This window comes from Empedobacter sp. UBA7494 (assembly GCF_002478465.1).
In the GTDB taxonomy this organism is placed as follows: domain Bacteria; phylum Bacteroidota; class Bacteroidia; order Flavobacteriales; family Weeksellaceae; genus Empedobacter; species Empedobacter falsenii_B.
Genome location: NZ_DLOC01000005.1, coordinates 1 through 5,697 on the forward strand (window position 1 = coordinate 1; position 5,697 = coordinate 5,697).

Consider the following 5,697-nt stretch of genomic DNA (forward strand, 5'->3'; position numbering starts at 1 on the left):
GTAGCTTAACTTACACTGGAACTTTCGTTAGGATATCCAGTTCAACGAAATAGAAAGACAAAATAATCAAAAGTGGTATTGTAATAGTATAAACGTAAAACATATTGGATATATCTCTTTTAATAAAATTACATTTCATATAATAACTTTCTTAACTTATCTTAAGAAAATCTTCTCCTAAGATTTCGTAAATTTACAGATTCAAACGAAAACTCAATGTACTTAATATACGATACAGAGACAACTGGTCTTCCGAAAGATTGGAATGCGCCGATTTCTGACTCCGACAACTGGCCGCGTTGTATACAAATAGCATGGCAATTGCACGATGAAATGGGACAAATTATTGAACATCAAGATTATTTGGTTCGACCAGATGGTTTTGATATTCCGTATGATTCTGAGCGTATTCACGGAATTTCGACTGATTTGGCTAACGAAAAAGGTGTTCCATTAAAAGAAGTTTTAGATAAATTCAACGAAGCTTTAGGTAAAGCTAAATTTATTGTTGGACAAAATTTAGGTTTCGATATTAACATTATGGGAGCCGAATTTTATCGTCTGAATTATGAAAATAATTTAGCCGAAAAACCTGTTTTGGATACCTGTACCGAGGTGACTGCTGAGTTATTGAAACTTCCTGGAGGTCGTGGAGGTCGTTACAAATTACCAACGTTAACGGAATTGCATCAATATCTTTTTGGTGTTCCGTTTGGCGAAGCGCATAACGCAACTGCCGATGTGGAGGCAACTACGCGTTGTTTTTTCGAGTTGATTCGTAAAGGTATTTTTACAAAAAACGAGTTAGAAGTTGAAGATGAATATTTTGTTCGATTTAATGCAATTAATGAAACAAATATTCAGCCAGTTGGACTAAATCACGTAAATCTTAAAAAAGCTTCACAAGAAATTGCGAAAATTAAAGCCAAAGAAGATGGAGGAGATGAGGTTATTGATATTTCGGAAGAAGTTTTAGCACAATTCGAGAAAGCAAAATTTGCACATTTACATAATCACACACAATTTTCAATTCTTCAATCGACTATTTCTGTAAACGATTTGGTGAGTGCTGCGGCAAAAAATAAAATGACTGCAGTTGCAATTACCGATCATGGAAATATGATGGGAGCTTTTCATTTTAATGCAGAAGTACAAAATCATAATAAAGCTGCAAAAGTAAAGAATGAAGAGTTAATTGCTGACGGAGCAGAACCAACGGAAGTTATCTTAAAACCTATTATTGGTTCCGAATTCTTTGTTTGTGAAAATCATTTAGACAAAACAAAAAAGGATAATGGCTATCAAATTGTAATTTTTGCAAAGAACAAAAATGGTTATCATCATTTAGCAAAAATGGCATCGAAGGCTTATACTGATGGGTTTTACTACGTGCCTCGAATTGATAAAGCGATTATTGAAGAATATAAAGAAGATTTAATTGTTTTGTCTGGAAACTTACAAGGTGAAGTTCCAAACAAAATTTTGAATCTTGGTGAAAAGCAAGCCGAAGAAGCTTTACTTTGGTGGAAAGAGCAGTTTGGTGATGATTTTTACATCGAATTGATGCGCCACGGACAAGAAGATGAAGATCGTGTTAATCAGACTTTGCTTGCGTTTGCGCGTAAACACAATGTAAAAGTTGTTGCGACAAATAATACGTATTATATCAATCAAGACGATTCGAATGCACACGATATTTTGTTGTGTGTGCGCGATGCAGAAAAACAATCAACGCCAATTGGTCGTGGTCGTGGATTCCGTTTTGGTTTGCCAAATCAAGAATATTATTTTAAGTCGGAAGCAGAAATGAAACAATTGTTTCAAGACATTCCCGAAGCAATTATTAATATTCAAGAAATTGTTGATAAAATAGAAGAATACACGCTTTATCGAGATGTATTACTTCCAAAATTTGATATTCCCGAAGAATTTCATCACGCAGAAGATGATGAAGATGGAGGGAAAAGAGGTGAGAATGCTTATTTAAAACATTTAACCTACGAAGGTGCAAAAATTCGTTATCCAGAATTGACAGACGAAATTAAAGAACGTTTGGATTTCGAATTAGCCACAATTGAAAAAACAGGTTATCCTGGTTATTTCTTGATTGTACAAGATTTTATTGCTGCGGCGCGTAAAATGGGCGTATCGGTTGGTCCAGGTCGTGGTTCGGCGGCAGGATCAGCAGTTGCTTATTGTTTATGGATTACCAATTTAGATCCAATTCAGTACGATTTACTTTTTGAGCGATTCCTAAATCCTGATCGTGTATCTATGCCCGATATCGATATCGACTTTGATGACGAAGGTCGATCGTTGGTAATGGATTATGTGATTGATAAATATGGAGCAAATCAAGTAGCGCAAATCATCACTTATGGTACAATGGCGGCGAAATCTTCGATTAAAGATACGGCGCGTGTATTGGATTTACCATTGTTTGATGCGAACCGTGTTGCAGGTTTGATTCCGAATATGAAGTTATCTAAAATCTTCAATTTAGATGAAGCTGCATTAAAAGGAGCCTTAAAACCAGAAGAGTTTGATGCTGTAAGCGAATTAAAACGTTTATCGAATGGAGACGATTTAGCTGCGGAAACTATTCAGCAAGCAAAAATCTTAGAAGGTTCTGTTCGTAACACGGGAATTCACGCGTGTGGGGTAATTATTACGCCAGATGATATTACGAATTTCGTACCTGTAACAACAGCTAAAGATTCAGATTTATATGTAACGCAGTTTGATAACTCGGTTGCAGAAAGTGCCGGATTATTGAAGATGGACTTTTTGGGGTTGAAAACCTTAACCTTGATTAAAGATACCATCAAATTAGTAAAAGCGAGAACAGGAATCGAAATCAATCCGGATGAAATTCCGATTGACGACGAAAAAACATATGAGCTTTTCCAGCGTGGCGAAACGGTTGGGGTTTTCCAATACGAGTCACCCGGAATGCAAAAATACATGAAGGATTTACGTCCGACAGTTTTCGCGGATTTAATTGCCATGAATGCCCTTTATCGTCCTGGGCCTATCGAATATATTCCGTCGTTTGTTCGCCGTAAAAATGGTGAAGAACCAATTCAGTACGATTTGGATGCGATGGAAGAATATTTATCAGAAACCTACGGAATTACGGTTTATCAGGAGCAAGTAATGTTGCTTTCGCAAAAATTAGCAGGTTTCTCGAAAGGTGATGCCGACGTTTTGCGTAAAGCAATGGGGAAAAAGCAAAAAGCTGTCTTGGATAAAATGAAACCAAAATTTGTTGCGCAAGCTTCAGAAAAAGGGCATGATCCTAAGATTTTAGAAAAAGTTTGGACAGACTGGGAAGCCTTTGCATCCTATGCCTTCAATAAATCGCACTCGACGTGTTATGCATGGGTAGCGTATCAAACAGCTTATCTGAAAGCACATTATCCAGCAGAATATATGGCGGCTGTTCTTTCAAATAATATGAATGATATCAAGCAAGTGACCTTCTTTATGGAAGAGTGTAAGCGAATGGGATTAGCTGTACTTGGACCAGATATCAACGAATCCATTACAAAATTTAATGTAAACGAAAATTACGAGATTCGTTTTGGAATGGGAGCTGTAAAAGGTGTTGGGCAAGCCGCAGTAAACTCGATAATTTCTGAACGTGAAGCAAATGGTCCGTTCAAAGATATTTACGATTTTGTAAAACGTGTCGAATTGAGAACGGTGAACAAAAAAACAATCGAAAATTTAGTTTTGGCTGGAGGTTTTGATTCGTTCGAATTTCATCGTGGACGTTATTTTTTTATCGATAATACAACGACGAATCTGGAAAAATTAATCAAATATGGAGGAAATTATCAGGAGCAAAAAAACTCTTCTCAAACTTCTTTATTTGGTGATTTTGGAGGAGATTCTGTTGTAGAAGATGTGGTTCCGATGTTGCCAGATTGTGAGAAATGGAATATGTTACAACGTTTGTCCAAAGAGAAAGAAGTTGTTGGAATTTATATTTCTTCGCATCCTTTGGATGATTTCAAACATGAGTTGAAAATGGCTTCAAATTGTAGTATTTCTGATATCAATGCGAATGAAGATAATTTTGTCAACAAAGAAGTTTCAATTTGTGGAATGATGTCAAATATCCAACATAGAATTGCCAAAAATGGAAACGAATTTGGTATTTTTACGTTTAGTGATTACACCGATTCGATGGATATCATGGTTTTTGGGAGTGATTATATGAAATATAGACACTTTATGCAGGAAAATATGTTCTTGAATTTGAAATTGAATATCTCGAAAAAAGAATTCAAAGACAAAGAAGGAAATGTAACGCAAGGACGCGTGTATAAAAACATCACAAATATTTTGTTGTTGAATGAAATTGTGGAAAAACAAGCCGAAAAAATGACGGTGAAGATTGAAGTTCCAGAATTTTCGGAAGAAACATTTAGCAAATTATCAGATATTATGTTCAAATATCAAGGAGATAAATTATTAAAAATTCAATTAATTGATCCAAAAGATTATTTGAATAATTTAGATTTACCAGCAAGTAAAATCAAAATTAACATTTGTCGAGATTTGTTGAAAGAATTAGATGAATTGCAGGGAATTACATTCAAACTGAATTAATTATTCGTTTCATCTATTCAATAATTGATAGATAATATGAACGAAATTTTTCAAGAATAAAATTTTATGTAGATTTGTAAACTTAAGATTAGATAAAAAAATATAAGATTATGGCATTAGAAGTAACAGACGCATCATTTGCATCAGATATTATAGAGTCAGGAAAACCAGCAATGGTTGATTTTTGGGCTGTTTGGTGTGGTCCTTGTAGAATGGTTGGTCCAGTTGTGGAAGAGCTTGCTACAGAATATCAAGGAAAAGCAGTTATTGGTAAAGTTGATGTAGACACAAACCAAGAAGTTGCTGCGAAATATGGAATCCGCAACATTCCTACAATTTTATTCTTCAAAGATGGAGAAGTAGTAGACAAAGTTGTTGGAGTTGTTCCAAAAGAGCAATTAGTAGAAAAATTAAACGCGATTTTATAATAAATTAAATCGCTGATTTTGAAATAAAAGAATCTCGGATGCAAAATTTCCGAGATTTTTTTTGAAAAAAGTTTAGGTTTTATCAGAAAACCGCCTATATTTGCAATCCGAAATCGATACAGATTTTGATCCGGTAGTTCAGTTGGTTAGAATACTTGCCTGTCACGCAAGTGGTCGCGGGTTCGAGTCCCGTCCGGATCGCAAAAAGTTCGTTCTTTTACACAATATATTTTTTATAATTTCTGATCCGGTAGTTCAGTTGGTTAGAATACTTGCCTGTCACGCAAGTGGTCGCGGGTTCGAGTCCCGTCCGGATCGCAATTTTTTATAAAAATTCATAAAAAATATATCAATTTATAATTTTCTGATCCGGTAGTTCAGTTGGTTAGAATACTTGCCTGTCACGCAAGTGGTCGCGGGTTCGAGTCCCGTCCGGATCGCATCTATTTCTTTTTCTATTTTAGTGCGATCGAAAATTATAAATAAAAAAACAGACTGATCCGGTAGTTCAGTTGGTTAGAATACTTGCCTGTCACGCAAGTGGTCGCGGGTTCGAGTCCCGTCCGGATCGCCAACTTTTATAAGCTTCACTTATTGTGAGGCTTTTTTTTGCTCCAAACTTTTTATTTTTGCATAACGCATAACGCATAAC

Annotated in this window: 2 protein-coding genes and 4 tRNA genes; all 6 read left to right on the forward strand. The window is 35.5% G+C overall.

Annotated elements, in window-relative coordinates; genetic code table 11:
* The first annotated feature begins 216 nt into the window (after window positions 1-216).
* Window positions 217-4,617: a DNA polymerase III subunit alpha gene (dnaE, locus tag B4E95_RS00380; protein WP_291089013.1), complete on the forward strand. Its 4,401-nt coding sequence runs from the start codon at window positions 217-219 to the stop codon at window positions 4,615-4,617.
* Between the two features lie 110 nt (window positions 4,618-4,727).
* Window positions 4,728-5,045, forward strand: coding sequence for a thioredoxin (trxA, locus tag B4E95_RS00385; protein WP_038331009.1), 318 nt, complete (start codon window positions 4,728-4,730; stop codon window positions 5,043-5,045).
* A 127-nt stretch (window positions 5,046-5,172) separates the two neighbouring features.
* Window positions 5,173-5,246 (forward strand) — tRNA-Asp (locus B4E95_RS00390).
* 43 nt (window positions 5,247-5,289) lie between these two features.
* A tRNA-Asp gene (locus B4E95_RS00395) sits at window positions 5,290-5,363 on the forward strand.
* 48 nt (window positions 5,364-5,411) lie between these two features.
* A tRNA-Asp gene (locus tag B4E95_RS00400) sits at window positions 5,412-5,485 on the forward strand.
* A gap of 57 nt (window positions 5,486-5,542) precedes the next feature.
* Window positions 5,543-5,619: transfer RNA gene (locus B4E95_RS00405), tRNA-Asp, on the forward strand.
* Window positions 5,620-5,697 lie beyond the last annotated feature (78 nt).